The sequence below is a fragment of the Acinetobacter sp. ANC 5378 genome, assembly GCF_013004315.1.
Taxonomy (GTDB): domain Bacteria; phylum Pseudomonadota; class Gammaproteobacteria; order Pseudomonadales; family Moraxellaceae; genus Acinetobacter.
Genome location: NZ_JABERK010000088.1, coordinates 1 through 3,412, shown reverse-complemented (window position 1 = coordinate 3,412; position 3,412 = coordinate 1). Strand labels below are relative to the sequence as shown.

Annotated in this window: 2 protein-coding genes; one reads left to right on the top strand and one right to left on the bottom strand. The window is 39.4% G+C overall.

Features of this window, described 5'->3' with window-relative positions; genetic code table 11:
• Positions 1–287 precede the first annotated feature (287 nt).
• A complete protein-coding gene (locus tag HLH16_RS14975; RefSeq protein WP_171529915.1) occupies positions 288–1,466 on the top strand; it encodes a GGDEF domain-containing protein in 1,179 nt (392 codons plus the stop codon).
• Between the two features lie 122 nt (positions 1,467–1,588).
• Here HLH16_RS14975 and guaA read toward each other — a convergent pair whose 3' ends face one another.
• Positions 1,589–3,157: a glutamine-hydrolyzing GMP synthase gene (gene guaA, locus HLH16_RS14970; RefSeq protein ID WP_171529914.1), complete on the bottom strand. Its 1,569-nt coding sequence runs from the start codon at positions 3,155–3,157 to the stop codon at positions 1,589–1,591.
• Positions 3,158–3,412: the final 255 nt, after the last annotated feature.

Sequence of the window (3,412 nt, the reverse complement as noted above, 5' to 3'; positions counted from 1 at the left end):
AGTTGGGTGTATTGCTTCATTGTGTGCTTTCCAATTGCGAGTTGAAAAAGTCTAATGATTCTAATACACCTAACTTTTTCAACTAAATACAAATGTGTCGCACTTGGTATTTGAATCCGCGATAGATATTAACTCAACTTAATCATTTAATAAAAACTTACAACTCAAACGCATGTAAATTAAATATTTATTTGTTTTACTACCTCTTTGTCATAGAATAAAAAATAATCTATTACATATATACAAAAAAATAAATCACACTTCTATCAATTTAGTAGAACAATACAATGATCGATGAGTATAAAAAAGAATCTCGTTTTCTCATTCAAGAGATTTTAAAACGCCCTTTTGTGCGAATTCCTTCTTCCCTAGAACATGAATTTCATACCTACCAAAAAGACCAAATCTTTAAGTTTTTACTGCAAGTCAATATTCTTGCCCAATGTACCTATGCCGCTTATAGCGTTGCAGACTATTTTATTCTTCCTGATGTTGGCTCTCTTGTGGTGTGGCTGAAACTGTCTTATACCGCTTTGATAAGTCTCGTCACGGTACTGATTTATAAGTTTAGTCGAAGTGTTCAATTATTTGATTTAATATTACCACTATCCATTATTGGGGCTTCTGCGATTTGGTTTTATTTACTCAATTTATCGCATAGTCCCGACAGACCCATTTATTTGTATGCTTCTTTAGTATTTGTCGTCTTGGCCAATCTATGTGTACAAATTCGTTTTATGCCTGCTGTGATCATTTCTTTTTTAATCTCGGCAGTCATTTATACTGGAGTATATTTTGTTGTTGATCGTAATTGGCATCAAATGCTACTTTTCTCTCTCATCTACAATCCCGTATTTATGTTCAGTCTTTATATCAGCTGGACTGCAACACAAAAATCCAAAATGTTATTTTTACATAGTAAATTAGATGAAATTAATTGCCAGGCGCTTAATATCATCGCACATCCAGATGCGCTGACTGGGCTGCATAACCGTCGTCAATTTACGCAGCTAGCCGAACAAGAAATCCAATCGGCTCAAAAATTTGCTCATCCTATTTGTTTATTAATGTTCGATATAGATGAATTCAAAAAAATTAATGACTGCTATGGACATGATATTGGTGATCTGGTGTTACAACAGATAGCTGAAACCAGCAGCAATATTTTACGTGCGAATGACGTGTTGGCGCGTTTTGGTGGTGAAGAATTTATTATGCTGTTACCACGAGCGCATTTGGAACAAACCCAGCAAATTGCTGAGCGTTTACGCAAAGCCATTGCAAATAGTCATTTAAAGATTGATGACGGCACCACGCTTCAATACACCATTTCTATTGGCATAGCTGAATTTAGTGTTCAAAACCCAGATTTAAATAGTGTCATTAAACGTGCTGATGAAGCACTGTACCAAGCCAAAAAGAATGGACGTAATCAAACCCGAGGTTTTCAGCCTTTTAAACCTTAATTTTTTTTGCGTAAATAAAAAAGGACGCCAAAGCGTCCTTTTTTCAATAATTTTCTTAACTGGTGCGGGTACAGCCCTTACCATAATTTAGGCAGGAAGCAATGCTTCCTGAAAGCCCTAAATTACTCCCACTCAATCGTTGCTGGTGGCTTAGATGACACGTCATAAACTACACGTGAAACATCTTTAATTTCGTTCATGATGCGAGTCGAAATTTTATCAACCAACTCATATGGAAGATGAGCAAAACGTGCTGTCATGAAGTCAACCGTTTCAACCGCACGAAGTGCAATCACCCATGCATAACGACGACCATCGCCTACTACACCAACAGATTTAACCGGTTGGAATACAGCGAATGCTTGAGCAGTTTTGTCATACCAACCGCTGGCACGAAGTTCTTGCATGAAAATGTCATCAGCTAAACGAAGGATGTCAGCATATTCTTTTTTCACTTCACCCAAAATACGCACGCCCAAACCTGGACCTGGGAATGGATGACGATAAAGCATTTCGTGCGGTAAACCTAAAGTTGTACCTAAACGGCGCACTTCGTCTTTAAACAAGTCACGAATTGGCTCAACCAACTCAAATGCTAAATCTTCTGGCAAACCGCCCACGTTGTGGTGTGATTTAATCACGTGTGCTTTACCGTTTTTAGTCGCCGCAGATTCGATCACGTCTGGGTAAATTGTCCCTTGAGCAAGGAAGTTTACGCCATCCAGCTTACGCGCTTCTTCAGCGAAGACTTCAATGAATTCACGACCAATGATTTTACGTTTTTTCTCAGGATCAACTTCACCCGCAAGTGCAGTCAAGAAACGTTCTTCAGCATCGGCACGAATCACACGGATACCCATGTTTTTCGCAAACATGTCCATCACTTGCTCGCCTTCGTTTAAACGAAGCAAACCGTTGTCTACGAATACGCAAGTCAACTGATCGCCAATCGCACGGTGTAAAAGTGCAGCGACCACAGATGAATCTACGCCACCTGAAAGACCCAGCAAGACTTTTTGATCACCAATTTGTTCACGTAACTGTTCAACACGTAGATCGATAATATTTTCAGAGTTCCAAAGATTACGACATCCGCAAATGCTGTGGACAAAGTTAGATAATAACTCTGCGCCTTTTGCAGTATGTGTTACTTCTGGATGGAACTGCACACCGTAGAAACGACGTTTTTCATCGCTTACCGCTGCAAATGGACAGCTTGGTGTGCTGGCAGTCACAGAGAAACCTTCTGGAATTGCACTCACTTTATCACCATGGCTCATCCAAACATTCAGTTTGTTTTCGCCATCGTTTAAATCACCAAGAAGTTGGTCACGGATTAAAACATCAACCGCAGCATAACCAAATTCATGCACTGTACCTGGCTCTACTTTTCCGCCAAGTTGTTCAGACATGGTTTGTAAGCCATAGCAAATACCTAATACAGGTACACCCAAGTTAAATACAACTTCAGGTGCGCGTGGACTACCTTCTTCATGAACACTTTCAGGACCACCAGACAAGATGATACCGTTTGGATTAAATGCGCGAATGTCTTCTTCAGACATGTCATAGGCATACATTTCAGAATATACACCAGCTTCACGTACACGACGTGCAATAAGCTGACTGTATTGAGAACCGAAATCCAAGATCAGGATGCGGTCTTCAGTGATTTGAGTATTGGTAGTCATGACAAACAACTATGTAAGGCAAACGAAATAAGCGCTGCATTCTATCATTTTTCGTCGCATTAAGCACACTATTCGCACAAGGCCTGTATTCAATTGATTGCATTATATTTTGATCATAAAAAAGCACCCTTTCGAGCACTGCTGTCCCACAATTTTTCATAAAAGGAGGCTCAATTGAGCTTCCTTTTGTTTTATCGGTATTTTATCGGGCATGAATAAAGCTTTTAAGGTTTTTCTCTCAAACAGATTTACTTG

Bases quoted from the DNA above. Each gene is read 5' to 3' on its own strand.
- HLH16_RS14975 (WP_171529915.1), top strand. From the start codon at position 288: ATGATCGATGAGTATAAAAAAGAATCTCGTTTTCTCATTCAAGAGATT.
- guaA (WP_171529914.1), bottom strand. From the start codon at position 3,157: ATGACTACCAATACTCAAATCACTGAAGACCGCATCCTGATCTTGGAT.